Origin of the sequence: Nocardia terrae (assembly GCF_009760405.1) — a bacterium.
Lineage (GTDB): Bacteria > Actinomycetota > Actinomycetes > Mycobacteriales > Mycobacteriaceae > Nocardia > Nocardia terrae.
Genome location: NZ_WRPP01000010.1, coordinates 251,770 through 276,570 on the forward strand (window position 1 = coordinate 251,770; position 24,801 = coordinate 276,570).

Consider the following 24,801-nt stretch of genomic DNA (forward strand, 5'->3'; position numbering starts at 1 on the left):
AATCTAACGGAAAATCTGCGGAGAATTTCTATATCTTGCCAAACGTCCGGAAAACAGCTCCCTGATCTGCGGTTCTCTATTTCGAAAGTCGTGCTATCGGCCCGGTTTGCTCAATTTGTACCCCTCGTGATCTTTGACACCGGAACAATTATTGAATTTGTCCCTATTCTCAATTTCATGGCAATCATCGAAGAACGAGTTCAGGAAGGGCCTGTCCATGCTGTGGCCCGTAATGCGTGGCAGTCGATTCTGGTCACCGGCATCATCTCGGTGGCGTTGGGCATCGTGATTCTGGTGTGGCCCGGGCCCACCCTGGTCGTCGCCGGTGTCCTGTTCGGCATTTACCTGGTGGTGTCGGGTGTGATCGGGTTGATCGCCGCGTTCGGGATACCCGTCAGTCCATGGACGCGGGTGCTGTCGTTCATTGCCGCGATCGCGTCCCTCGTACTGGGTTTCTTCTGCTTCCGCAACGATTTTCAGGCCATCGCCCTGCTGGCACTGTGGATCGGCATCACCTGGACCTTCCGTGGCACCGTTCTCCTGGTGACCGCCCTGTCGGATACGGTGATCCCGGGGCGGGGCTGGCAGGTCCTGCTCGGCATCGTGCTCGTCGCCGGCGGCGGTCTGCTGATCGTCGAACCGTTCCGCTCGATCGCGACGCTCGTCATCGTGGTCGGCTGCTGGCTGATCGCCATCGGCGTCTTCGAGGTGATCTCGGCCTTCCAGGTCAAGAACCGACTGGTATCCAATACAACCGGAGGTGCCTGATGGGTAGTGGACTTCTTCGTCGTGATCCGCATATCGATCGCTACCCGGCATTACGGGCGCGGATGTTCCAGGCGATGTTCCCGATCGTGGAACGCCTGCGGTACTCCTCGCCGCACGTGCAGTTCGCGACCAAACCGATCGGCAAGCCTACGACCATGACGGTCCCGACACGGCACGGTCCAGTCCGCACATTGGTCTACGCTCCCGTTGGCGCCGATGTCGCCGCAACCCGTGCCGAGGGCCGCAAGCCGCCTGTCCACCTGATCATCCACGGTGGCGCGTTCGTCATTCGCCGCCCTGCGCAGGAGGACAATGTCGCACGGTTTCTCTGTTCGGAGCTCGGCTGCTACGTCGTCCTGCCCGATTACGACACCGCGCCGTCGGTTCGATTTCCCGTGTCGGAGGAGCAGTGCTCCGATGTCCTGGCCTGGTTGCGTGACAATGCTGCGGACCTGGGCTGGGACCGCGACCGGATCAGCCTCGGCGGCGCCAGCGCCGGCGGCAAGCTCGCCTTGTCCGTGGCACTCGACGCGATCGACCGCGGCGCCTTCGTCCCGATCGCGATCAGCATCGAATACGGCGCCGCGAACCTGTCCCTTCCCGACTCCGAACGGACCTCACCCAAACGCAATCCAGTGGTAGGTCCGTCACTGATGAACCTGATCCGGACCACCTACTTCAAAGACGTCGACACCACCCTGCCCACGGCGTCTCCCGCACTACACCCCCGCAGGGGAGAGCTCCCGCCCACCTTGATCATCACCGCTGATCAAGACACCGTCCGGCACGAAATGAACCACCTCGCCGCCGACCTACGCGAGCGCGGGGTCGCGGTGACCCACCACGAATTCCCCGGTGTCGACCACGGATTCACCCACGCCGAGCCCGTCGAGCAATGCCGCGCCGCGCTGGAAATGATCCGCGATCACCTCGGTTCCGCATATCAGGCCCCACTGACCCGATCGACCGTGGAGACCCGCAGTGACAGCTCCCGATAATGCACGAAAGCCGTTGCACAGCAACGCCGTTTGTTTCGATATGCGTCCGGGGGAGTCATGACCACTGCGCACGCGTGTTCAACCGGAAAAACCGATACTTCGTCAACATGACTTCGACGGACAGATGCGCTCGCCGCGTACGAATCCAGACCTTGGCTGGCGTGCTTGATATGCCACCTCGAACGGGTCGGCGGTGTCAAAGTCCGCGTTCGTTCTCGACCCGGCCGAGCCGGGGTGAACGGGTGTATGACGCCGCTACTGCCGTGGGGCCGCGAAGTATCCGCGGCAGCTGAACTGTGTGTCGATGTCGCCGTGCGGTTCGGCGTGGCCGTCGTGCAGCATGTTCTCGGTGGGAGCCAGATATGCCTCCCCGGGGTGGATGGTGAGGCGGGTGACCGGATAGTGGGGGAAGACCTCCATGAAGCGTTGCCCGAGTGCGTACTTCGGGTCCGCGGCGCCCGACAGGAGATCGACTTGCGCCAGAGCCTGTGCCATTCCCTGGAGTGGCGCGTTCACGAACAGTAGGTGCCGGTCGTGGCTTCCGAGGTTGACGGACAGGCGATTCGGTGCGGTGGACCGGTCGGATAGCGGATCGGTGTACCAGCTGTCGACATGCAGGCCGACGCGGCGGCCGTGGCCGCCGGTGGTCATGGTCGGCTGGCCGGCGGGGCTCTTGCCGTACAGCAGTGGGGCTTCGATCCCGGGGCGGGCGGGATCGGTCAGGGTGGCGGCCCAGCGCAGAATCTCGACCAGCGCGGTCCGGCCCGCCGGGCCGTGGGCCAGCTCCCGGACACCCGACTCGCCGGTGGCGAGCGGCAGTCCACGAAAAACGGCGCACGCCTCCAGAACACGGGCGGGCGCGGGCAGCACCGCGAGCCATTCGCCCGGCAGCGCGGCGGGCACCGGACGGCCGAACAGCAGGGCGCGCTCGTGGCAGGTGGGTGCTCGCCAAGGCCCGCGGGGCACGAAGGCACGGTCGGCGTAGTCCTCGGCATAGGACGTCTCGGAGGCGAGCCGAATTCCGGAGCTGAGCCTGATCCGGTCCGTGGTGGGCGCGCCGGGCGGTAGCAGCATGGTCATCCCGGCGCGAAGTCCGGTGTGGTCGAGGGCCGTTCGATGCTCGAGCGTCATAGCTCGGTCTCGTGCAGTCGCTCCGCGATATAGGCGATGACCGGTCGGCCACTGCACAGCATGGTGCCCGCACCGTCCTCGTCGCGCTCGCAGGATTCGGTCTCCGCCAGCAGGGTTCCGCCGCAGGCGTCGAAGAACGGACAGGGCAGGCAGTTCAGGGCGACCCGGCGTTCGGCCTGCACCGCGCAGCGTTCGAAGACCGGGCCCGACAGCATGTCGGCCACCGAGTCGGTGAAGATATTGCCGATCGACCAGTCCGCGTCGCCGTACGGTTCGCCATAGGTGTAGCAAGAGCCATCGGTGTCGACCAGCACCACCGGCAGCCAGGCACGCCGGTCCTGGTATTCGGGTCCCGGGGCGGCGGACAGGTATCGGGCCGCGATCTCCACGTATCCATCCAGGGGTGCGGGCGGCCGCTGCATGAGGTCGCTGGCCAGCCACAGTTCGAAGAGGCGTGCGAGCGCGAAAAGCTCTTGCTCCCGGTCGATTTCGAAGGGCGTGGTCTGTCCGGGCTCACCGGTGTCGAACAGCGGCAGCACCCGGAAGTGGAGTCGCCGTGCCTCGAAGAACCGGAACAGCTCGTCCACAGCCTGAATGTTCTGGGCGGTCAGCACCGAGATGCAGCCGACCCGGCCGCCGTCGGCCACCAGCCGATCCAGATTGCCCGTGACCCGACGCTGTGAATCCCGCCCGGCCAAATTGACCCGCAATCCGCCGATCACATCCAGTGAGACGCCCACCGAGTCGAACCCGTGTAACAGCAACCGGCGACGCTCGTCGTCCAGGAGCACCAGATTGGTTTGCACGCTGTTGCGTACCGGGATCCGCTCGCCGAAGATCTCACGTTGATCCGCCCATGTCTGCCAATAGAATTCGGCGGGCTGCATGAGCGGCTCGCCGCCGTGCCAGACGAAATGCAAGCCGGTAGCCAGGCCGTCGCGGGCGTCGACGACATCGAGGTGGTCGCGCAGGGTGCGATACATAGCGCTGACCTGCGCCCGCGACATGGCTGCCCGGTTGCCCAGTTCCGGGTACTCGTAGCAGTAGCGGCATCGTAGATTGCAGAACTTCGAGACCTTCACCACGATCTGCATGGTCCGGTTGGTCGAATTCATTTGGTGCACTCTCTTTTTCGCGGAGACGAACGACGCTGCCCCGTCGTCAGGCGTGCGCACACCTGACGACGGGTGTGAGAAATTGCTCCGATCGCGGCGAATCGTCCGGTCAGCCGTGCCCCGGACGCGACGCCGACGATCCCGGACTACGGCTCCGACAACTCCTGGAAGGGGTCACCGGGAGCCTGGTGGAACGGGATGTCCTGACCGAACGGCGAGCCCTGGCGGAACGGCCCCTGATGGAACTGCTGGAACTGATGGAACGGGTTCGGTTTCAGCACATGGGGATTCGTCGCCTGATCGGCCGAGAGCCGCTCGGTGGTGACGCCCGGGCCCAGCAGCGTCGACAAATGCGCCCGCGCCGCCGTGCCGACATCGGCACTCTGCTGCACGGGCGCCTGCGCCGCCTGGGCCGAACCGGCGATGATGACCGCGACCGCGGGGGCCGCGGCCATCGTCGCCGCGATACCGGCGAGCCGTGCGATCGCCGCCGTGCGGCGATGTGATGGAGGTGGCATTCGGATGTCCTTCCGGTCCATGTCCCGTCGAATCACTGTGGCCCCGGGGTACTTTCGACGAACGCGACGAGACATCTACAGATAAGGAAGGGGGTTACACCCCGCGCTGTCGCCGCCGATCCAACACTGACCTCTAGGTTCCGGCTTGCTGGCTCGCGGCGCCCGTGACCACCAACAGCAGGATCGTGACACCGAACGGTAGGGAGAATCTCGAGCAGAACAGGGTGAGATCGATCTGGCCCAGACGGTTCGAACCCCTACTTCCGAACGTCGACACCGCGCCCAGATCAATTCGGCCCAGTGTGGACGGCGAAGCCGATGCGCCTGGCAAACCGAAGCCTGGATCAGGCCGGTTGGGGGTCAGGGCGGTAGCGGGCCATGGGCAAGACACCCCGGTCCTGCAGCCGGGCAGCCGAATTGGAGAGTGGCCCACCGGGTACCTGGACCGGATCCTGGCCGGGACCCGGCCCCGCCATCAAGTGTCCAAGTAGCCGTGAGGCGCGCTGATCGAACCGACCAGCGCAGCGGGGCGGAAGGTCCAGTGGCAGTATCGGTCTGAGGTTGACCGAACGTCCTGCATCGCCGGTTACAAGATGTCAACCGCGGGGATGGTGTGGTAGCGGCGGCTGGCGGCGATCGACACGGTGGCGACCAGAACCGCCAGCACCAGCCCGGTGCCGAGGGCGACCACAGGTGGGGTCCCTGCCAGTCCAAGGCCAGTAGTACGACGCTGGCTGCGAGCCACAAACACAGCCGTGAGCGGTCCGGATGTCCGATGCGGTCGGATTCGATGAGTGTCAGTACCAGCAGGAACACCACGACCGGCAGGGTCAGAGCGAGACCGGCCACCCGGTGGGCGACCTGATGGCCGTCATGGCTGCCGCCGAGGGCGGCGACGGCGGTTTCGAGGCCGGCGCCGAGGGCTGCCAGTGCCGCGAGGCTCGAGATTCGACGGCCCGAACTCTTCCGCGTTGCCCAGGTCGGAGAGTGACCGGCGTGTCCCCGTCGGTAACGATATGGACACGCGACCATTTTGGCGGGGGGCGCACCAGCAATAGCTGGCGTGAATCGGATAGTGCTGGAACGTCATTCGAGGCCGTGGCCAGCGGGATGTGGCGGGTGCCACGGTCCGGCCATTCGGTGATGGGCATCTCATTTGACTGTCGGGACGTCCGTCCCTTGTGAAAACCTCCGCAAGAAGTTTGCTAGATGTTTACTGATTGCGGAGAGGTGTTCTGGGTGTCTGTGCGACAAACGGCGACTGCTGGTGCTGGAGTACTGGCCACAGTCCTTCTGGTAGGGGTTTGGGCGGAAGGTTCGGCGAGTGCGGATGGGGTTGCTGACAAGTATCGGCAGACCGTGACCGATGACGGTTGGACACTGGCGGTCACCAAGACGGGGGAGAATCTGGATCGGTGGCCGAACCTGGCGGGATCTCCGGTCAGCCGGGAAGGATTCGTCAGTCTCAAGGCGATCGCCGAGGTTACCGGCGCCGGAACGCAGCCCGTTACCGGCGGCACCGTCACCCTCGGTTACCAGATCGGGTGCGCGGTCGATGTCTCCAACGGGCTGACTCTCGGGATGGGGTTGTCGATCGGTCCGAACGCCAGCGTCACCATCTCGCAATTCCCGGGAGTGACGATCGGCGGGCAGGCCTCGGTGAACCCGAACATCTCCACCACCCTGCGACCCGGTGCGATCTCCACGGTCGCGTTCGGTTCGAAACCGCTTGCCGCGTCGAGGGGTTCGATCACCGCCGAGCAGGTCGAGATCCGCGTGGACGCCTGCGCGGGACCGGTGACCATCCGCTCCTACGCCACCGCCGCGATCTCGACCCCGACCGCCGATCACAACATCACCGTCTACGGCGACGCCATCTGGCTGTGAAACACAGCCGTGCCCCACTCCTTTCACCTCACCTCGTAGTGCGTTAGTCAAGGAAGGCCGACATCGATGACCGACACCATTTCCGGCAGCACGACCGCGAGGACTCCCGACACGAAATCTGCTCCGCAACCATTGAATCCGACCGTTGTCGCGTTCGGTGGTCTGGCGCTGGGACTCGTGCTGTTGATCGTGGCCTTCGCGAATCTGAACCAGATGCCGGGCTGGGCCGACGATTACGGTTCGATCCTCGTCTATATGGCATTCTTCCTCTACATGTCGATCGCCGGCCGGCTGACCTGGTGGGGCATCGACACACTGCGCGACCAGGCCACGGCCCGCCGAGGCCGCCGGTGAGCATCCCGTTCACGCGCCTGTCCGCGCTCGGATTGGCCACGGGCGCAATCGGTCTCGGGATCGGCGCGCTGGCGCTCGCGGGGTCACCAGCCGCGGACGCGCAAGGTTATGTGCCCTGCGAGCAATGGCAGGCCATGCATCCGGGCTGGCCCTGCATCGATGTCCCGACCCCGCCGCCCGGCGGACCGCCGACGATCTCGACCCCGCCGCCGCTGCCATCACAGACTCCCGGCGTGCCGTCCCAGCCCGGCGGCGGCGGGGGAATCGGCGCAGGCGCGCTCACCCCGCCGTCCATCGCGCCGGGCACCGGAACACCGATCGTGCCCATCCCGGCACCTCCAGTGGAATCCGGCGAGGTGTCCGCGCCAACCCCGGACCCGTCGCATTCGCCGGCCCCGGTCGCACCGGAAGATCCTGCGAGGCATCCGCACCCGGCCGGTGATACCCCCGCGCCCGAGCCGACCGACACACCGGTTCCGCCGCCCGTACTCGCCCCGAGCCCGTCGCGGGACGAAGCGCCGGCCGCGCCGAGTCCGGCGCGTGAGGGCGGTGACGGACGAATCCCGTGGCTCCTGCTCGCAGGAGCGGGGGCCTTCCTGGCGCCGGCGCTGCGGCTGCGTGGCGGTAGCGCCGCGCGACAGCTGACGATCAACAAGCCCTGGGACGGCGGGCAACAGACCTTCATTCTGATGACCGACCCGAGCGCACCGCGCGAATACCGTTTCCCGCAAAACATTCCGCCCGGCGGCCGGTTGCGCAAGAATCCCGATGGATCGATCGACGTACTCGACAACGCGGGAGCCGTTGTCTCGCACACGAAACCGCCCTGGGCCTACGACGCCCTGGGACGGCCCGTCCGCACGTGGTACGACATCGAGGACGACACCATCGTCCAGCACATCGAACCCGACAGCGAGACGGTCTACCCGATCCTGGCCGACCCCGACACCGTGCCGCAGTGCACGATCAGCGATGACGGCCACGGTGGCACCACCACCTCGAGCAGCCACGGCGACGGCAGTGTCTTCAGCGCCCACGACGACGGGCACGGCAACGTCTCGACCGCCACCTCCACACCCGTACCCGGCAGTGGCGGCACCATCGACACCCGCATCGACAACGCCGACGGCACCACCAGCGACGTCCGGTCGGTCCCGGACGGAAACGGCGGGGTGACGACCTGGACCCGCAACCCCGACGGCTCACACACCGTCCAATACCCCGACGGCACGTTCTACCAGGAACCCGCCGCGGGCTCCGACAATCCCATCCACGTGCAAGGACAGGTCACCGACACCGGAATCGACTCCCAATTCACCGACGGTTCCGGCAACGTCACCACCGCCACGACCACGACCACACCCGGAAACACCGACCTACACACCGAATACGAGACCCCGACCGGGCACGCGAGCAGTGACAGTCAGGTCACCGCCGGGAATTCGATCATCACCAAAACCCTCGACCAGGACGGTGTTCCGATTGTCACCAGGTCGGTCCCGAATGCCGACGGCACGGTGTCCACACACTCGATCGTGGCGCAGACCACCGACGACCAGGGCAATGTGGTCTATCTGCAAGACGACGGCACACTGTTCACCCCCGATGTCGGTGACGGGACATCGGCCACCACGACCGTGGCCGACGACGGAACGATCACCATCGTGTCCTCGGACCTTTCGAAAATCGTCCTGTTCGCCGACGGTTCGGCAGCGGCATTCGACAAGTTCGGCAACAAGATCGACAAAGCCATCGACAAACAACTCCAACGATGGCCACAGCGTGCCGCGCAGGGCGGCGCGGCGGCCACGAAGTTCCTCGTCGAGCGTCAACTCTCCTCGGTGCTGAGCGCGATGGAAAATCTCACTGCACAGCTTTCCCGCGGGCAGGCCGTGATGAACGTCAGCACCGATTTCGATGCCGCATGGCTCGCGGCGTCGCGCTCGGCTTCGCAGAGCGCCGCGGCGGCCGAGGCGCTCGCGCCCGCGGCGTCGCGGCTCGGATTGGCCGCGAAGGTCCTCGGCAAGAGCGCGATCATCCTCGCCCCGCTCGGCATGTATTTCGATATCAAGCAGGGCGTTCGTCCGGGGCAGGCGATCACCTCCGGCACCGCGGGTGTCGCGGCCGGCATCCTCGCAGCCCCCGCCATCGCCGCAGGCGTAGCAGCGGCGGGGCTCGCAGCTCCGGCGATCGTCACAGGTGCCGCGGTGATCGGAGTCAGTGTCGGTGTCTACCTCGGCACCAAATGGCTGTACGGGCAGATGCCGACTGGCTGGCAAGATGGAATCGATGGTGGACTGCGATCGGTATGGAGCGGAATAAAAGGAGTGTTCTCATGAGACGGCTGTTCGGAAAACTGGCAATATGGTTTGCCTATTTCCTCAACCCGTCGTCCTCCCCCTCTCCACTGGATGCCGAAGACTTGGTCGAGAATCGACGCCAATCGGTGAAAGAGCGTCTTGCCGCATCCGAACGCCTATTGGACGAATACCGGGCAGCCCGCGGACTCCCACCCAAGCGCCGCTAGATCGCGGCGATCGAGTCACGGGAAGACACCTAGCCGCGACCCGGGCGGTTCGACCCCGCCAGCGTGACGCCACCGAAGATCAACGAGCCGAATATATCCCGTTGAGCCATCCGCTCATGGCGCCCCTTCAGGTCAAGACCTGGTTCGGGTGTCGGGGTTACTCTGTTTGGTGGGTCCGGGATATGGCTTGTCCGAAGGATCGGTGTGCGGGTTGGAGCCGGTCGCGCTGGAGTGTGTAGTCGTTCCCGATTGCCCTCCCAGGCCTGCTAATTCGTGTCGGTCCTGGTCTGTGAGCATGCGTGTGTAGACGCTGTTGGACAGGCGGCGCTTGAGTGCTCGCATTGCTTCCATCGAGGTCTTGCCTGCGAGTCTTTTGCGGTCGTAGTAGGCGCGCCCGGGGTGCGGTGGCGGAGCTGGACAACGGCCATGATGTGGAGCACCCGGTTGATCTTGCGGTTGCCAGAGCGGGAAAGTCGATGCCGTTTCTGGTCTCCGGAGGAGGCGTCCAGCGGTGCGGTTCCGTTCCAGGACGCGAACCGGTCGCGGGTCGCGAAGCGGTGGATATCGCCAGTGTCGGCGAGAAGTCTTGCGGCGCTGGTCGTTGCCGCGGACGACTGACATCCGACTCGTCGACGTGTCCCGGCTGAAGATCAATGACGTGCGGCATCTCGGGGCTGAATCGGGCGATGTTATCGGCCCGTGCTGATCCCGAACATCTCGTGCGCCACGCCGAAGCCGAGGTCGTGGACCAGGCGGCGTTTCCAGGGGCGGGTGGCGATGGCGTGGGTCAATCGGCGGGTCGTGCGTGGTTGTTTCATGATGGTCTCAGCCAGTTCCCTCGCTCGGGGAAGCAGCTTTGTCGGGGGGAGAACCTCATTGACCAGTCCGAGTTCGAGCGCTTCCCGGGCGTCAATGGGCCGACCGGTGTAGAGGTGATAGGACGCGCGCTTGGTGCCGAGGATCTCCTGCAGGGTCAGTTGCTGGCCGTCGCCGGGTGCGGTTCCCACCAGGAAGTGCGGATCGGTGATGGTGGCTGTTTCTGCTGCCAAGGTGATGTCGCACAGCAGCGCGAATTCCGTGTGCGCGATGCTCGGGCCGTTGATCGCTGCGATCGTAGGGATGTCGATGCCGAAGACGAAGTTCTCCATCAGCTTGGTCGCGTCGTAATAGCCGTGCTCGTAACCGAAGTCCGGTGGGAAGGGGCCGGAGGTCGTCCTTCGCGCGGATTCAGCCGGTGCCGGGTCCGGAGCGCCGAGCCACCGGTCTCCGGTTCCGGTGAGGATGAGCACCTCGTTCTCCGGGTCGTTGCCGATCTCGAGCCATGCCTGTGCCCACGCGTTGTGAACGGCGAAATCGAACTGCGCGGGACCGTCATCGGTGTGCATCCGCAGCTCGAGGATGCCGTCTCGGCGTTGCATGGCGAAATACCTCGAGTACTTCTGCGCGTAGTCGTCGAAGTCGGGGCGTGGTACGAAACCGCCTGTGCGCGTGCGCCATTCGTCCAGACTGCCGGGCATGATGTTGACCTTTCGTCGCCGATCCGGGCTGGGTAACCCGTAAGTCGGACGATACGAGTACTCATGCTCTGTCGCCAGGTCGACAAGGTGGCGCCCGTAACGAAATGACGACTACGGCAATGGTTGTCGCGTAACGTGGCGGGACGAGTTGATCTCGCCGGGCCAGGGCGCGTTGTCGCCCCGCTGGGAGCGTCGCACGCGGCGCGCAGTAAAGCAGAGCCGCTGACTGGATACGTGGCAATACAATGGCTTTCGAGCCCCAACAGGATGCGCTCAACCGCGCGAATCATGTTGGGGGGTGCGAGCGGTACGCCTCGTGACGAAAGAGAGCAACCCCTTGTTGATCGTAACGAAAACAGTCACGAAACGGCGATTGCGACTGACCTACCGCGCGATCACGTCGACGGAGAAGATCGAAGCCGAACATTCCGGCCAAGGTACAACCGAGAGCCTTCCGCAGCTTTGCGTGCTGGCTCCTAGCCTAGGTTGCCCAGGACAAGCAACGCACTGCCCTAGCTGCGAGACGCGCTGATCGAACCGGTCAGCGCAGCGGGGCGGAAGGTCCAGTGGCGGTACAGGTCCGAGGTTGACCGAAAGTCCTCCAGCGGAATGCAGGGCGTGGTCAGATCTCGAGTCGGATCGGTTCGCTGACCGGGCCGCGGGCAGGTCGACTCCGTCATCGTAGGGGTGATTGACGAGGTGGAGCGTTTTCTCTCAATTGTGCTGTGCTCGTGAGACTCTGGAGGGGTGGGGATTCTGAACGTGCGCATCGATGACCGCTTCGGTTACCCGTGTGTGTGGCTGTGGTCGCCCGACCCAGATCTGGACCGCGTGTTACGCGAACGACTCCTCGACCGCGACCCGCCATGGTTCGGTGGCCGCCTCGAATTGGAGGTGTTTCGCCGAGGCTGGAACGGTAGATCGCGGTCGGAGTTTCGCCTGTTGCTCGAATCGCTGTCCGAGCAGCAATTGCTGACCGGGATATCGGTCAGCTACTTCGTGGACGCTCGAACCGCGGTGCTCGGTGTCGATGGTGGCGGCCTGGACACTTTGATGTCGATGCTCGACGACGCACTGACCAAACCCCTTGTGGAACTCAGTTTGCGGCTGTTGAGTGCCGAGCGGGTTGTGATCTACGACGTACCAGAGGTCTTGGAGGAGATCTACGCGGACGGTTTGCGGGATCTGGGTCTCTCATGGACTGTCGACACTACAAGGCGAGATCAGGAACTGGCCCGACGGCAACAGCAGAAGAGAAGGCACGGTGGGGGATTCAGGATGTCGGCACCGCCTGGAATCGACATGATCGTTGCAGTCAGCGCCACCGAAGACGCGCAGACGCTCACCACTCGGATACTGAACGGATTCATCGATCGATACCGTGTGAAAAGACTCGACATCCAGTTGGTAGACGGAACCACACTCGCGATCGAGGACGCGACACCAGCTTCCATCGAGCCCCTGCTGGTTCGGATCGACAAGTTGTCGTAGCTGCCCCGTTCCGTTCGGCGATGCAGATCCGAGCTTGGGGACGCAGCTGGAGCTGCGACGAATCCCTTGGAAACATCAACCAGCAGAGTCTATCTCGGATCCTGAGCGAACCAGTGCACGTCAGCGCCTTCACCCGCGTCGAATTCGAGGGTTCCGGCGTGTCTACGCAGGGCGACGCCGTGCGGCTGACCGCTGCTCACGCGGAGGCCCCGGCTGGAGCCGCCCGTCTCACGCCAGTAGCTTGCCCCATCGAGAATCGAGCAGCGGGGCGCCGGCGAGTTGCAGACAGCGCCACAGTGTCACCGCGACCGAGTCCAGAACCGCTGTGCCGGTGTTCGACTCCAGCTCGGCCACGATCGGCGCCCCGTACAGATTCGTGCACAGGAACACCAGAGCGTCGGGGCGGTCCCGCGCCAGTTCGAGTGAGCCCGGGAGCAGCTCGCCGGCCCGGACACGGGCGAAGGACTCGTTGTCGCTCAGTCCCAGGGCGCGGTGGGCGGAGACGCGGACCCCTTCGTCGGCATAGCGATCGATCACCTGCCGGTTGACATCCGCGGTGTAGGGAGTCATGAGCCCGATCGTCGCGATCCCGAATTCGGCGAAGGCGTCGAGGTAGGCCAGCGTCGACGTCGTTGCGGGAACGCCTGTGGCTGAGGTGATCTCGGCCGCGATCTCCCGGTCGTGCCGCGGTCCGAGCCATGAGCCGGAGGTGCCGTTCCAGGCGATGACGTCGACGTCGGCGGTGGCGAGCAGTTCGGCGGCCCGCCGCATGCCCTCGACATCGAACTGTCGATCCGAGCCCGCGTCGAGCGCGATTCGGGTGACGGGGATGCGTGCGGAGTGGATCGTGACATCCGCACGGTCGCCGAGGATCCGATAACTCATCGGCTCGAGACACGTGTTCGACGAGGGCACGATCATGCCGATTCTGGTCGGGCGTCGGGCATCCACTGTGATCACCTTCCTGCTGCTGCGACGAGTTCTTCGCGTGCCGCCGCCTCGCGGTAGCCGCGGCGCGCGAGGAAACGACCCACCGGTCCGGGGTCGTGGAAGCCACGCTCGTCGAGGACCACTCGGCCACCCGCCACCACGATCTGCGGCCAGCCGCGCAACAGCTCTCCCTCGAACGGGGAGAAATCGGTGCCCATGTGCAACGCCCGGCTGTCGACGGCGCGGACCTCGGCGGGGTCGAATACGACGAGGTCGGCGTCGTAGCCGGGCGCGATCACACCCTTGCCGGGCAACGCGTTGATACGAGCCGGGCCCGTGGAGAACAGTTCCACGAACCGTTCGAGTGCCCGCGGTGTCGGTGAGCCCAGAGCCGTGAACGCGACAGGCATGCGTGTCTCGACCCCGGGCAGCCCGTGCGGCATCTGCCGGATGTCGTCGCTGCGCTCACGCTTCTGGGTGAGGTCGTAGCAGGAGTGGTCGCTGGCGATCGTGTGGATCGAGCCGTCCGCGAACCGCTTCCGCAGTGCCGCAACCGTTTCGGGCGAGCGCATGGGCGGGCAGCACGCGAACCGTTCCGGGAAGCGCGACGCGTACACGCCATCGTCGAGTACCAGGTAATGCGGGCAGGTTTCGGAGTGGACGTCGAGGCCGCGGGCGCGGGCCGCCGCGACCAGGTCGACGGCGCCGGGCGTCGACTGATGGACGAAATACACCGGTGCGCCGGTGTATTCGGCCATCGCGAGGACCTCACGGACCGAGGCTTCCTCGGCGAGCTCGGGCCGGGTCTCGTGCAGGTGCGCGATCCCGATCTCACCCGCGGCGGCGTGCCGGGCCGTGCAATCCACGACCAGGGCGTCGTGCTCGGCGTGAATGTAGGTCAGGCCGTCCAGGCGCACCATTTCCCGCATGACCCGCAGGACGGTGTCGTCGTCGGCCATCGTGGTGCCGCGATTGGTCATGTACATCTTGACCGAGCGAATGCCGAGCGCCGCGAGTTCCTCGAGCTGCGCCGGTACCGTCTCGTCCCAGGTGATGACCGACGCGTGCAGGGCGACGTCGCAGCGGGCCGCGCGGGCGAGGTCGAGCTTGTTCCGCGCGGCCGCCAGCGGAGATTCGTCCGCGTCGCGCGGGATGCCGAAGTCGAGAATCGTGGTCGTGCCGCCCCACAGTGCGGCCGTCGACGTCACCGCGAAGTCGTCGAGCGTGCGATAGCGGCCCGTCACCTGGGCGACGTGGCAATGCCCGTCGACCCCGCCCGGGATCACCACGCGTCCCGTCGCGTCGACGACTCGCAGGGCTTCGGGTACCGGCTCGGACGCGTCGAGGACAGCGATCACCCGACCCCCGGAGACGACGACGTGCGCGGCCTGCGAGCCGGAGGCGTTGACGACGAGACCATGGGCGATCACGAGATCGGCCTTCATGCGGTTCTCCCTTCGGCCTGGGCCGCGGCGATCGCGGATTCAAGCGCCGTTCCGAGACCGCGACGCGGTTTGGGCGGCGGGGCCGCGAACGAACCGGCCCGGTGCGGCCCGGACGCGAGACCGACGACGGCCTCGGCGAACCGGATGCCCGCCCCGATGCCGTCGACGACGGGAACCGGGATCTCGGCCATGACATCGCGGGCGAGGCCGGCCAGCGGCGCACCGGCGAGGATCACGACATCGGCACCGTCGTCGGCGACCGCGCGCTGTGCCAGCTCCACGAGTGGTGCGCGGAAATCGTCCTGGACGGAACCGATTCCGCGCAGTGCCTGTTTGATCGACCGGATCGAGGCGAGGCGATTCCCGAACCCGAAGTGCTCGACGCATTCGCGATACCACGGCGTGATGCGGTCCGAGATCGCGATGATCGAGAAGCGCCGGCCCTGCAGCGCCGCCGCACACAACGCGGCCTCGGTGATCCCGATGACGGGCACGTCCACGAGCTCTTTGAGAGCGGGCATGCCCGGATCGCCGAACGCGGCGACCACCACACCGTCCACATCGCGATGCTCGGCGATCAGCTCCGCGACGGCCTGCGCGGCGAGCAGCGCCTCGAACCTGGTCTCGATGTACTCGACTCCGTGAGCGGCCGTGCGCACGAGGAGTCCCGTCGTCGGTGCCACCGAGCGCATCGCCTCGGCACGGATCAACTCGGTGACGTCGTCGCTGATGTTGGGGTTGACGACGAGAAGTCTCATGAAGATCCCTCTCTCTCAGATGGTTTCGGGGTATTGCGCGCGGTACTTGTCGATGTGCTGCGCCGACTGCGCCGCCGCGCGCTCGGGGTCGCCGCTCGCGATGGCGGCGAGCAGGTCGCGGTGCTCTTGCACGAGCTCGGGCAGGTTGGTGACGTGGCGGAAGAGCCAGTGCATGCGACCCTGCAGCGGCTCGAGCGCCGTTCGGAGGAAGCGGTTGTCGGCGATCCTGGTGATCTCGTCGTGGAATTCGCTGTTGGCCCGATGCGCCTCGTTGATGCTGCCGCGGGACAACGCGTCCACGGCGCGGTCGAGAATGCCCTCGAGTCGTGCGAGGTCCTCGGCGGTGGCGCGCTGGGCGACAAGCGAGCAGGCGAGCACTTCCAGTGAGTGCCGCACTTCGAACAGATCCGCCACATCCTTCTCGCTCAGCTCCGCGACCACCGAACCGCGTCCGCGTTCGGTGACCAGGCCCTCCTGGACGAGCATCCGCAGCGCCTCGCGAACCGGGAGCCGGGAGACATCGAACTCGGCGGCGAGGTCGCGTTCGACGAGCCGCGTGCCCGGGGCGTAGTGGCCTTCGAAGATGCGCGTCCGAAGCCTGTCGCGGACCACCTCACGCAGCGGGCGATCTCGCTGTGGCGCTTCGACGGGCGGTGTCATCACGTCTTCTCCTCGAGTCGGGCTTCTGATTCGATTTCCATTCGAGCACACCGGGTTACACCGGCAGCCGCCTGCTGTAATCGAGAGTGAGGACGCTGCCGCCCATGAGGATCGCAGCACCCACGAAGTACAGCAGCGCGCCCGTGTAGCCGCCCGTCGCTCCCACGATGAATCCGACGGCGATCGGCGTCACGAAGCCCGAGATATTGCCGGCCAGGTTCATCGCGCCGCCCAGGACTCCGGCGTTCGTACGGCCGCCGAGGGTTGCCGGAACAGACCAGAACAGTCCCACCCAGCGCAGGAAGAACAGCACCAACGACAGCAGCGCCACCGCGGCGATGGGCTTGCTCACGATCGTCACGCCTACCAGGCCCATGACGACGAACAGGCTCGAGACACCCAGCAACGAGCGCATGACGACATTGGTGTGGAATCCCTTGACGCGGAGCCGGTCGGCGAGCAGGCCGCCGAGGATCTCCCCGACGAAGCCCGCACCGAAGATCACGAACGTCGACCAGCCGATCGAGGCGAGCTTGAAGCCCTTGGCCTCCGACAGATACAGCGGCCCCCAGGTGAGCAGGCCGTAGAACACGCCGTTGAAGCCGAGCCAGCCCAGGCACATCGCCCAGAACGAGCGGAACTTCAGATACGGCAACAGGCCACGGCGGGTCGTGCCGCCCTCGGCGAGCGCCGCCTCGTCCTCGGCCCGGTGCGACGCCTCGATATACGCGGCCTCGGCCTCGTTGACTCCCGGGTGCTGACGCGGGTTGTCCCGCACGTACCACCACACCAGCGCCCCGAGCAGCGCCGTCACGACGCCGGCGATGATGAACGCCATCCGCCAGCCGCCGAATGCCGCGATCAGTCCCGTCACGAGGATGCCGCCGACGCCCGCGCCGAGCGGAGCACCGGCGTCGAGAATCGTTGCCCCACGGCCACGTTCCTTGGAATGCATCCATATCGCATTGAGCTTCCCGCCCGCGGGCATCACGCCGGCCTCGGTGACGCCGATGCCCATGCGTGCGATGAACATGCTGACGAACCCGCCGGCCAACCCCGAGGCCGCGGTCGCGGCACCCCATCCGACACACGAGGCCGTGATGACCTTGCGCGGGCCGAAGCGGTCGATCAGTAAGCCGACCGGCACCTGCATGGCGGCATAGGACCAGAAGAACGCTGAGAGCAGAAGGCCCACGAGAGTATGCGAGAGCCCGAAGTCCTTCTGGATGAGGGGGAGCGCGACCGAGATCGAACCCCGGTCGACATAGTTGATGGCCACGAGAAACAGCAGCAGGACGAACAGCTTCCACCGGACGTTCGTCCGCGCGACCGGGGCGATGTCCACGGTGTGCGGTGGTAGGGCATTGGCAGCAGTGCCTTTGCCCGAGGTCTCCTCTTGAAGGGACATCAGCTCCTCCTTCAACATGGGGAAAGGTCCGTCCGGCTCGTGCGCGGCCGTCCTGGGAGGCAAGTAGAGAATATCTTGGGATCCCGCAGTGGGATTCCAGGATCGTAAGTGCACGTCAGGCCGCAGTCAAGACTTTGGGATCCCAATGTGGGATCCTATCGGAATGCTGCTGGGAGAAGTGGGCAGAAGCGCTGATCGCGGCTCTGCGGAAACGACTGGAGGGTTCTCCATTACTCACTCGCTGAAAAACGCCGTGAACCGCTCGCCACAGTTCACGGCGCCGTCGATCCATCCGGGAGTCCAGTCGTGAAGCTGCTGCGGGTAGGGGCCAAGGGTTTCGAAAAGCCCGCGGCCATCGATGATCAGAGCGTGCTGCGCGACCTGTCGTCCGTTACCGGCGACATCGACGGGCAGCTGCTCGGCGACCCGGTCGCGCTGCAAACCGTCCAGAGCGCACTGGCCTCGGGCACCCTGCCCGAGCTGGATGCCGACCGGATCGGCGCTCCGATTGCCCGGCCCGGCAAGGTGATCGGAATCGGGCTCAACTACACCGACCACGCCGCCGACATCGGCGCGGCCATTCCCGAGCGACCGGTGGTGTTCCTCAAGCCGGGCACCACGATCAACGGACCGTACGACCCCATCGAACTACCGCGCGGCAGCGAGGCCACCGATCACGAGGTGGAACTGGGCGTGGTGATCGGGCAGCGGCTGCGCGATTGCGCCGATCCCGTCGCCGCGCTGGGGGCGGTCGGAGGGTATGTCACCGCCAACGACATCACCGAGCGCAGTCGTAACGCGGGGGAACCGACCTGGGCGAAGGGGAAGTCCTACGACACCTTCACACCGATCGGTCCGTGGCTGGTGACGCCGGACGAGGTCGCCGAACCGCAGTCGCTGAGCCTGCAGCTGTGGGTCAACGGCGAACGGCGGCAGTCGAGTACGACCCGGAACATGGTCGCCGGGGTCGGTGAGCTGCTGGTGTACCTGAGCTCGCTGATGACGATGGAACCGGGCGATCTGGTGCTGACCGGAACGCCCGGGGGCGTCGCGGCCGGCAGGCTGGAACCGAAACCGTATCTGCGCGACGGGGATGTCGTCGTCGCGGAGGTCGCCGGCTTGGGGCGCCAGCAGACCTTGGCCACCGGCGTGCGTGGGTAGCGATCCCGAAAGGCGCTCCGCTTCGGGCCAAATACGGAGTGGGGTTCTGGGGCTAGCCTGTGTGTCGGGTCCGGGTTGCACGCTGTCCGAATCGGACGGCGTCGCGGGGCAGAAGATCAAGTGGCCGTGGCGATCTGACGTCCGCGAACGCACTGAACTGCCGAGTGGCGCACGTCGCAGGCCCTGCTGTGGTCACCGGTTGACGGCCAGCACTGCGGCGAGACCGTCTTGCAAGTCCTTGACGAACTGTTCGGGAACCTCCAGCGACGGGAAATGGCCGCCGGTTTCGGGCGCGTGCCATCGGACGATCTGACGGAATCGTTCCTCTGCCCACGGGCGTGGGCACTTCTCGATGTCGTGGGGATACATGCTGAGCGCCGACGGGACGTCGACCCGAAGGTCAGGGTCGAACGCGTTGATGCCGCCGTGGCTTTCGGAGTAGATGCGGGCCGACGATGCGCCGGTCCGTGTCAACCAGTACAGGGTCACGTTGTCGAGAACGCGATCCACGGAGACAGTCTCGAATGGGCTGTCTTCGGTGTCGGTCCACTCGGCGAACTTGTCGAGGATCCAGGCGAGAAGCCCGACCGGAGAGTCGACGAGTGAGTATCCGATGGTCTGCGGTCGGGCCGCCTGAAGCTTCGCGAACGCCGCCCGGGGCCCCTCCCAGAAATCCCGGGTTGCCTCGACCCAGGTGCGATCGGCCGCCGATAGCCCGTCCGTTGTCAATCCGGGCGGTGCCTGTGGGGTGAGCGTGTGGATACCGAGAACATGCTCCGGAAACCTGGCGCCGAGGACCGTTGTGATCACCCCTCCCCAGTCACCGCCGTGCGCTACGAACTCGGTGTAACCGAGCCTGTCCATCAGTTCCACCCAGGCGGTCGCGATCTTTCCGATTCCCCACCCGGTGATCGCCGGCTTCTCGCTGTAGCCGAAGCCTGGCAGCGACGGAATCACGACATGGAACGCCGGTGCGCCCGCATCTTTCGGATCCGCCAGTTCGTCTACAACATCGACGAATTCGGCAATGCTGCCCGGCCAACCGTGCGTCACGATCAGGGGAGTGGCGTCCGCGCGCGTGGACCTTCGGTGCAGGAAGTGAATGCCCAGGCCATCGATGGTCGTGCGGAACTGGCCGATCTGGTTGAGGCGCTCTTCGAACGATCGCCAGTTGTACCGGGTGCGCCAATAGTTCACGAGATCGACGAGATCGGCGAGCGGAACGCCCTGCTCCCATCGGCGAGGACCGGGCTCGGCACGATGGACCGTCTCGGTCTCCGGTAATCGCGCCGTGGCCAATCGCGTGCGCAGATCGTCGAGTTCGGCGTCGGTCGCGTGGGCTTCGAATGCTTGAACGTCGACGTGGCCGAGTGCGGACATGAGACCTCCTGATTGTCGCGGAACCACCCGAGGTGACCAATCCTGCTGGGATACCCGAATTTCGCTTCGCTAACGAGTTGACGACAAACGTCACAGAACGCTTTCGGCCGTGCGGTGGAAGCAGCAGGTACCGACCGAGGTCATCTGGGCCCTCCGAATGCACGGCATTGCCGATGAGCGTGTCAACGTATGCGCTGCCCGAAGCCCCTCATAGGCTCCGCGTCGAGCAAAGTCACGCAAGTCCGACCAACGGGAAGTGCGCCGGAAAGGATCCGACGATGAGCGCAGGGGCCAAGCCGATTCGGCAGACCGAAGAGTTCCGGCGGCTCCAACACGACGAGCGTTTCCGAGCCTGGCTGCGGATGCAGGAAGCTGCGTTGGAGATCGAGTTCATCGTCACCGATGTGCCAGAGCTGAACAACCTGGACGCGCTATGGTCCCGGGATGGGCTCGCCATCGTCGAAGAGGATGCGCTGCGCCGGTGGAGTTCCGAGCAGCAGGCGTTCACCGGCGATGAGTTCCCGATGGCGATGCGGTTCTGCTACTTCATCGGTGAAACGTTCCGCCGGGAAGTCGAGGGGAACTGGGTCGCCCTACCGCCGCATCCGCCGACGCGGGGGATGCGCTCGGTCATCGACGCCGAGTACCGGGCCCGCTTCTACGACCCCGCCGACATGCTCGGAATCGCCCTGCTGCGTCGCACGGGCGATCAGCTCTCCAAGATCTTCGGCTATGCCGTCGAGGCTCACCGCGAGTGGGTAGAGGCAGGTCGTCCGGCGCGGGGACACTGGCCCGGATCGGCGTAGTTGAGGGCTAAGTAGTTGCAAGATGGACCCAAACTCTGTTGGGGACACTGCGCATGAACGAGACGATACGAGGGGCAGTGTGGGTTTTAGAACTGTGGTGATCTCTGAGGATCTGCCGTACGCGTTGCCGACGTGGTTCGTCGAGGCCCATCCCGAGCTGCACTTCGGCAACGGCGTGGACGGATCGTCTCGCCTACCGATCGCGAGTCGCTTTGAGCGAAAGTTCTATGGCTCCAAGGACGATCCGCTCTTTCTCGACCTGCAGCGGGTGTTGAACGAAACTGCGTCATGGAGACACCATGTCGAGCTGATCCTGTTCCACGAGTGCGGTGGGATTACCAAGGTGCTGGTCACGCGCGACCGGATACGTATGGCCGAACCCACGGGCTGGTCCGAAGTCGACGAGATCGAACACTGGTTCTGCGGCTGCTCATTCGACACTCAAATTGAGCCCGCGCGCTCCGAACCCGAGATCGGGAAGGCCGTCAGCCCACAGGTCGGACCGGACGAAGAGTGACGATCCGAATCTGGGGCTTTGTCAGCACGCGCGACCTCCAGCACGGACACCGCACGATAATGCCGCTATGCCGCTCTGACCGATTCGGCCTGAGTGTGTGCCACGATCGGGTCCATGGATCCACATGTGGCCGCCGAAGCGACTGTCGAGGCATGGAAGTCGCGGCTGGTCACGCTTGCGGACTGCCCGGAGTACGTGTTCGTGGACACGCCACAGGAGTTGATCGACGAGCATCGTGCCCGGCTAACCGCCTTCAACGGTTGTAGCGACGCGGAAATCGAGGCAGTAGAGGCGCAGATCGGTGGACGGTTCCCCGCGGTGTTTCGCCAGTACCTGTTGCAGATGGGTGAGGAGTGCGGTGGCCTGTTCCGTGGCAGCGACCGAGCAGGCATACGCGGCTTCGACCGGCTGCGCGCCGACGCCCGCGAGATCGTCGACGAGGTCGGTGCTGGGTGGAGGCTGCCGACGGATGCGGCCATCGTTCTCACACACCAGGGCTACATGTTCGACTATGTGCGTGCGGTCGGAGGGTTCGACACTCCGGTCATGCGGTGGACCGACGGGAAGCCGAACGAGGACACTCAGGTGGCGATCACGTTCGCACACTACGTCGACGCGCATCTGCAACTGATGGAGCACAACGCCCGCAGCACCCGGGCGCAAGGCGGCTACTACCTCACCCTGCACCCTGGCGGTGGGCGACAAGTGCACCCCGCCCGCAACTCTAGCGACCGCCCACTCGATTCTCGGTGAAAGGCAAACCGGCGCCAACGCACCACATTGCCGCGGACGGCGCTGACCGAACCGGCCAGCACAGCGGGGCGGAAGATCAAGTGGGGGTGTCGGTCTGAGGTCGACCGAACGTCCTGCACTGGCTCCCCTCTATGTCAACCCCGCGGAGTGGGGTTGGGGTTAGCCTAGAACACGGGTCCGGGATGTGGCTTGTCCGAAGGATCGGTGTGCGGGTTGGAGCCGGTCGCGCTGGAGTCAGGAGTCGTTCCCGATTGCCCTCCCGGGCCTGTTAATTCACGGCGTCGCTGGTCGGCGAGCATCCGTGTGTAGATGACGTTGGAGAGTCGGCGTTTGAGTGCGCGCAGGGCTTCCATGGAGGTCTTGCCGCCGGTCTTGCGCAGGTCGTAGTAGACGCGTCCGGGTGTGGGGTTTCGTAGTTGAACGATGGCCATGATGTGCAGAACCCGGTTGATTTTTCGGTTGCCGGCGCGGGAGAGGCGGTGGCGTTGCTGCTCGCCCGAGGAGGCGTCCAGGGGTGCGGTGCCGTTCCAGGACGCGAACCGGTCCCGGTCACGGAATCGGTGGATGTCGCCGGTGTCGGCCAAAAGCCTTGCCGCTGAGGATGGTCCGATGCCGTGCAGGTCCATCAGGGTGGACCCGCGGTCGAGGACGAGTTGTCGCAGTTCTTTGTCCGCGGCGCGGGTTTTGCGGTCGATGGTCTCCAATTCTTCGATCATTTCCTCGACCAGCCGCCGCCGGACCCGCGACGCGGCATCGTGCGGGGCGACCTCGGCGATCAACGCGCGGGCCTGTCGAGCGGTGAGGAACACCTTGGCGCCACCGGGAATCAGTTCGAGCAGCAGCCGGTGAATCCGGCACAGGATCGCGGTGTGAGCGCGGCCGAGTTCGTCGCGGCGGTCGGCGAGCATGCCCAGGGCCACCAGGTCCCGATCGGCTTCGACCCGCCGCAATCCCGGCGCGTGCAGGGCGGCCAGCGCGACCGAATGGGCATCGACCGGGTCGGTCTTGCGGCCGTTGCCGGTGGCGAACACCCGGACCTGCGCCGACAGTTTCGTCGGGACGTCGATCACCGTCTCGCCGTCGTGGACCAGCCGGTGCGCGAGGTGGCGTCCGATGCCGTTGCATCCCTCGACGGCCCATACTCGATCGGTGAATCGCCTTCCGACGGTGAGCATTTCCGCAAAGCCCGCATTGTCGGTGGTGTATCTGCCGGTGACCAGAACGCGCCCGGTCGGGTCGACGGCTTCGATGGTGGCCGAGCGTTTGTGCGGATCCATCTCGATGATGACCCTCATCATCCCTCCCGTACTCACTGACTTCGTTGGTGTCCGTGCGGGAGGGCACCGCTAGTACGAGCATGGGGCAAACCCCTCTTCAGCCACTCCCTGCACGGTGACCGGTGGGAGGCAAGCCAAAAGAGAGCCACACCAATCCAGACGGTGGGCAGCCGCATAAGAGGAGCATCCCACCGGGCACCTGGACCTGATCCTGGCCGGGATCCGATCCTGACACCAGTGTCTTACTAGCCGCGATGCGCGCTGACCGAACCGGCCGGCGCGGGGCGTCGGAAGATCAACTGGCTGTATCGATCCGTGCATCCCCGCACATCCGCACTGCCGAGATCCGGATAACTGTCCTAATCCCGCACTTCTCAACGCCGTACGGCGTTGAGAAGTGAATTCTGCTGCAATAGTGCGGGTTCAGGCCGGATGATCTTGCCACTGATCCGCTCACGCGAGCATCCGCTCATGGCTCACCAGTTGTGTACCGAGCTGAGAGAAGCCGGCCAAGGCGGGGCGGCCGAAGATCAACGGGCTGAACTCATTTCAGCCAGGGGTCGGCGTCACCAGCGCGCGCAGTGCGGCAACGCCCATACCGGTGAAGGCGAGCGCTGGAACCGCGGCCGCGGCGGTCCGCACGATGTTGGATTGCCCGGACGCGGCCGCGACGAGCACGACACCAATCATCAGGCACGCACCCGTCCAACGGGGTAGCACCTGCGCCCGCATCACACCCCAACCGAAACAGAGCCCGCCCAGGACCAGGATCGCGCCGTGGATGGTCATCCACACGCCGAACGCTTCGGTCAGGGCTGCCCAGTTTCGAGTGCGGGCTATCAGCGCGTAGACCACGGTGCTGGTGAAGAACACATACGCGTAGGCATAAGCCAGCGCGCCGAAGAACCCGACCACGCCGATCCGCCCGCGCTGGACCGCGTAGAGCCCGAGCAGGAAAAACGGAATGCCCGCTTCACCGATATAGGTCAGCACCAGACGAAATGTCGAGAAGTCTCCCTGGCCAACCTCGATCAGATCGGAGACAAAGTAGATCGCGGTGAACCCGATGGCCGCCACCCCTACCGCGATCCGGAGACCAGTTCCGGCCTCGGTCGTCGTTCCGTCTCCGTCAATATGCACCGTTACGAGCCTCCTCGTGCACGGCGTGATCGCAAAGGGCCTAATGGCCTCATCTGATCGTCGGTGCCCGGGGCACGTGCAGCATCCACCGGCGGTCCCGGTGGTGATCCGTACTTCGCAGGCTGCGGCTGGTTTGGGTCTGTCCAGATAACGGTGTAACTCGGGTTGATTGAGTCATTTCCGTGCGGCGGTGAGTCGGCCGTCGAAGGTGATGTCGAAGGCGTTCAACGCCGATTTCCAGCGGGTGATCCACCGTTTCT

General features: G+C 65.3%; 23 protein-coding genes and 1 pseudogene. 11 read left to right on the top strand and 13 right to left on the bottom strand.

All coding sequences use genetic code 11. The features are described 5' to 3' along the window. Positions 1-126: 126 nt before the first annotated feature. A complete protein-coding gene (locus GPX89_RS36955) occupies positions 127-768 on the top strand; it encodes an HdeD family acid-resistance protein (protein WP_328602726.1) in 642 nt (213 codons plus the stop codon). Then, on the top strand, positions 768-1,766 hold the full coding sequence (locus GPX89_RS36960; protein ID WP_157392361.1) for an alpha/beta hydrolase: 999 nt from the start codon (positions 768-770) through the stop codon (positions 1,764-1,766). The genes GPX89_RS36955 and GPX89_RS36960 overlap by 1 nt, the downstream gene beginning before the upstream one ends. 255 nt (positions 1,767-2,021) lie before the next feature. On the opposite strand, the gene GPX89_RS36965 is transcribed toward GPX89_RS36960, so the two are convergent. The 3 genes from GPX89_RS36965 to GPX89_RS36975 all read right to left on the bottom strand — a co-directional run bounded on the left by GPX89_RS36965 (position 2,022) and on the right by GPX89_RS36975 (position 4,530). After that, positions 2,022-2,897: a hypothetical protein gene (locus GPX89_RS36965; protein WP_157392362.1), complete on the bottom strand. Its 876-nt coding sequence runs from the start codon at positions 2,895-2,897 to the stop codon at positions 2,022-2,024. Then, a complete protein-coding gene (locus GPX89_RS36970) occupies positions 2,894-4,012 on the bottom strand; it encodes a radical SAM protein (protein WP_157392363.1) in 1,119 nt (372 codons plus the stop codon). Before GPX89_RS36970 ends, GPX89_RS36965 begins: the two co-directional genes overlap by 4 nt. A 146-nt stretch (positions 4,013-4,158) precedes the next feature. Further along, positions 4,159-4,530, bottom strand: a complete 372-nt coding sequence (locus tag GPX89_RS36975; protein WP_157392364.1) for a hypothetical protein — start codon at positions 4,528-4,530, stop codon at positions 4,159-4,161. 1,359 nt (positions 4,531-5,889) lie between these two features. Here GPX89_RS36975 and GPX89_RS36980 point away from each other — a divergent pair. The 4 genes from GPX89_RS36980 (at position 5,890) to GPX89_RS36995 (ending at position 9,298) form a co-directional block, all read left to right on the top strand. Continuing rightward, positions 5,890-6,417 carry an MspA family porin gene (locus GPX89_RS36980; RefSeq protein WP_328602727.1) on the top strand — a complete coding sequence of 176 codons (528 nt, stop codon included), beginning with the start codon at positions 5,890-5,892 and terminating at the stop codon, positions 6,415-6,417. A gap of 66 nt (positions 6,418-6,483) precedes the next feature. Continuing rightward, positions 6,484-6,771: a hypothetical protein gene (locus GPX89_RS36985; protein WP_157392366.1), complete on the top strand. Its 288-nt coding sequence runs from the start codon at positions 6,484-6,486 to the stop codon at positions 6,769-6,771. Continuing rightward, on the top strand, positions 6,768-9,110 hold the full coding sequence (locus GPX89_RS36990; RefSeq protein ID WP_157392367.1) for a hypothetical protein: 2,343 nt from the start codon (positions 6,768-6,770) through the stop codon (positions 9,108-9,110). Before GPX89_RS36985 ends, GPX89_RS36990 begins: the two co-directional genes overlap by 4 nt. Beyond that, on the top strand, positions 9,107-9,298 hold the full coding sequence (locus GPX89_RS36995; protein WP_157392368.1) for a hypothetical protein: 192 nt from the start codon (positions 9,107-9,109) through the stop codon (positions 9,296-9,298). Before GPX89_RS36990 ends, GPX89_RS36995 begins: the two co-directional genes overlap by 4 nt. 266 nt (positions 9,299-9,564) lie before the next feature. On the opposite strand, the pseudogene GPX89_RS46360 reads toward GPX89_RS36995, so the two are convergent. Beyond that, a pseudogene (locus tag GPX89_RS46360) lies at positions 9,565-9,888 on the bottom strand (IS110 family transposase); the annotation flags it as partial. Between the two features lie 99 nt (positions 9,889-9,987). Continuing rightward, entirely contained in the window at positions 9,988-10,815 is an 828-nt protein-coding gene (locus GPX89_RS37005) for an enoyl-CoA hydratase/isomerase family protein (protein ID WP_157392369.1), read from the bottom strand. Between the two features lie 747 nt (positions 10,816-11,562). On the opposite strand from GPX89_RS37005, the gene GPX89_RS37010 reads away from it, so the two are divergent. Beyond that, positions 11,563-12,306, top strand: coding sequence for a hypothetical protein (locus GPX89_RS37010; protein WP_157392370.1), 744 nt, complete (start codon positions 11,563-11,565; stop codon positions 12,304-12,306). Between the two features lie 228 nt (positions 12,307-12,534). Here GPX89_RS37010 and GPX89_RS37015 read toward each other — a convergent pair whose 3' ends face one another. The 5 genes from GPX89_RS37015 to GPX89_RS37035 are packed head-to-tail and all read right to left on the bottom strand — an operon-like array spanning position 12,535 to position 17,507. Continuing rightward, complete coding sequence (locus tag GPX89_RS37015) at positions 12,535-13,257, bottom strand: maleate cis-trans isomerase family protein (RefSeq protein ID WP_328602728.1); 723 nt, start codon at positions 13,255-13,257, stop codon at positions 12,535-12,537. 5 nt (positions 13,258-13,262) lie between these two features. Then, the gene (locus tag GPX89_RS37020) at positions 13,263-14,681 is read right to left on the bottom strand and encodes an amidohydrolase family protein (RefSeq protein ID WP_157392371.1); all 1,419 of its coding nucleotides are present in this window, start codon (positions 14,679-14,681) and stop codon (positions 13,263-13,265) included. Then, on the bottom strand, positions 14,678-15,439 hold the full coding sequence (locus GPX89_RS37025; protein WP_157392372.1) for an aspartate/glutamate racemase family protein: 762 nt from the start codon (positions 15,437-15,439) through the stop codon (positions 14,678-14,680). Before GPX89_RS37025 ends, GPX89_RS37020 begins: the two co-directional genes overlap by 4 nt. Before the next feature lie 15 nt (positions 15,440-15,454). Beyond that, entirely contained in the window at positions 15,455-16,099 is a 645-nt protein-coding gene (locus tag GPX89_RS37030) for a GntR family transcriptional regulator (protein WP_157392373.1), read from the bottom strand. A gap of 55 nt (positions 16,100-16,154) precedes the next feature. Continuing rightward, entirely contained in the window at positions 16,155-17,507 is a 1,353-nt protein-coding gene (locus GPX89_RS37035; protein WP_157392374.1) for an MFS transporter, read from the bottom strand. A 306-nt stretch (positions 17,508-17,813) separates the two neighbouring features. Here GPX89_RS37035 and GPX89_RS37040 point away from each other — a divergent pair, with 306 nt between their 5' ends. Continuing rightward, on the top strand, positions 17,814-18,668 hold the full coding sequence (locus tag GPX89_RS37040; protein ID WP_328602729.1) for a fumarylacetoacetate hydrolase family protein: 855 nt from the start codon (positions 17,814-17,816) through the stop codon (positions 18,666-18,668). Between the two features lie 192 nt (positions 18,669-18,860). On the opposite strand, the gene GPX89_RS37045 is transcribed toward GPX89_RS37040, so the two are convergent. Then, positions 18,861-20,048 (bottom strand): epoxide hydrolase family protein, encoded by a 1,188-nt coding sequence (locus GPX89_RS37045; RefSeq protein ID WP_157392375.1) that lies wholly within the window; start codon positions 20,046-20,048, stop codon positions 18,861-18,863. A gap of 278 nt (positions 20,049-20,326) precedes the next feature. Between GPX89_RS37045 and GPX89_RS37050 the strand changes: the two genes are divergently transcribed. The 3 genes from GPX89_RS37050 (at position 20,327) to GPX89_RS37060 (ending at position 22,124) form a co-directional block, all read left to right on the top strand. Next, positions 20,327-20,854: a hypothetical protein gene (locus GPX89_RS37050; RefSeq protein ID WP_157392376.1), complete on the top strand. Its 528-nt coding sequence runs from the start codon at positions 20,327-20,329 to the stop codon at positions 20,852-20,854. A gap of 94 nt (positions 20,855-20,948) precedes the next feature. After that, positions 20,949-21,371 (top strand): hypothetical protein, encoded by a 423-nt coding sequence (locus tag GPX89_RS37055; protein WP_157392377.1) that lies wholly within the window; start codon positions 20,949-20,951, stop codon positions 21,369-21,371. 126 nt (positions 21,372-21,497) lie between these two features. Further along, positions 21,498-22,124, top strand: coding sequence for an SMI1/KNR4 family protein (locus GPX89_RS37060; RefSeq protein ID WP_157392378.1), 627 nt, complete (start codon positions 21,498-21,500; stop codon positions 22,122-22,124). A gap of 164 nt (positions 22,125-22,288) precedes the next feature. On the opposite strand, the gene GPX89_RS37065 is transcribed toward GPX89_RS37060, so the two are convergent. Together GPX89_RS37065 and GPX89_RS37070 are read right to left on the bottom strand one after the other, a co-directional pair. Beyond that, positions 22,289-23,419 carry an IS110 family RNA-guided transposase gene (locus GPX89_RS37065; protein WP_157392379.1) on the bottom strand — a complete coding sequence of 377 codons (1,131 nt, stop codon included), beginning with the start codon at positions 23,417-23,419 and terminating at the stop codon, positions 22,289-22,291. A 531-nt stretch (positions 23,420-23,950) separates the two neighbouring features. Then, positions 23,951-24,541: a hypothetical protein gene (locus tag GPX89_RS37070; RefSeq protein ID WP_157392380.1), complete on the bottom strand. Its 591-nt coding sequence runs from the start codon at positions 24,539-24,541 to the stop codon at positions 23,951-23,953. Between the last annotated feature and the right edge of the window lie 260 nt (positions 24,542-24,801).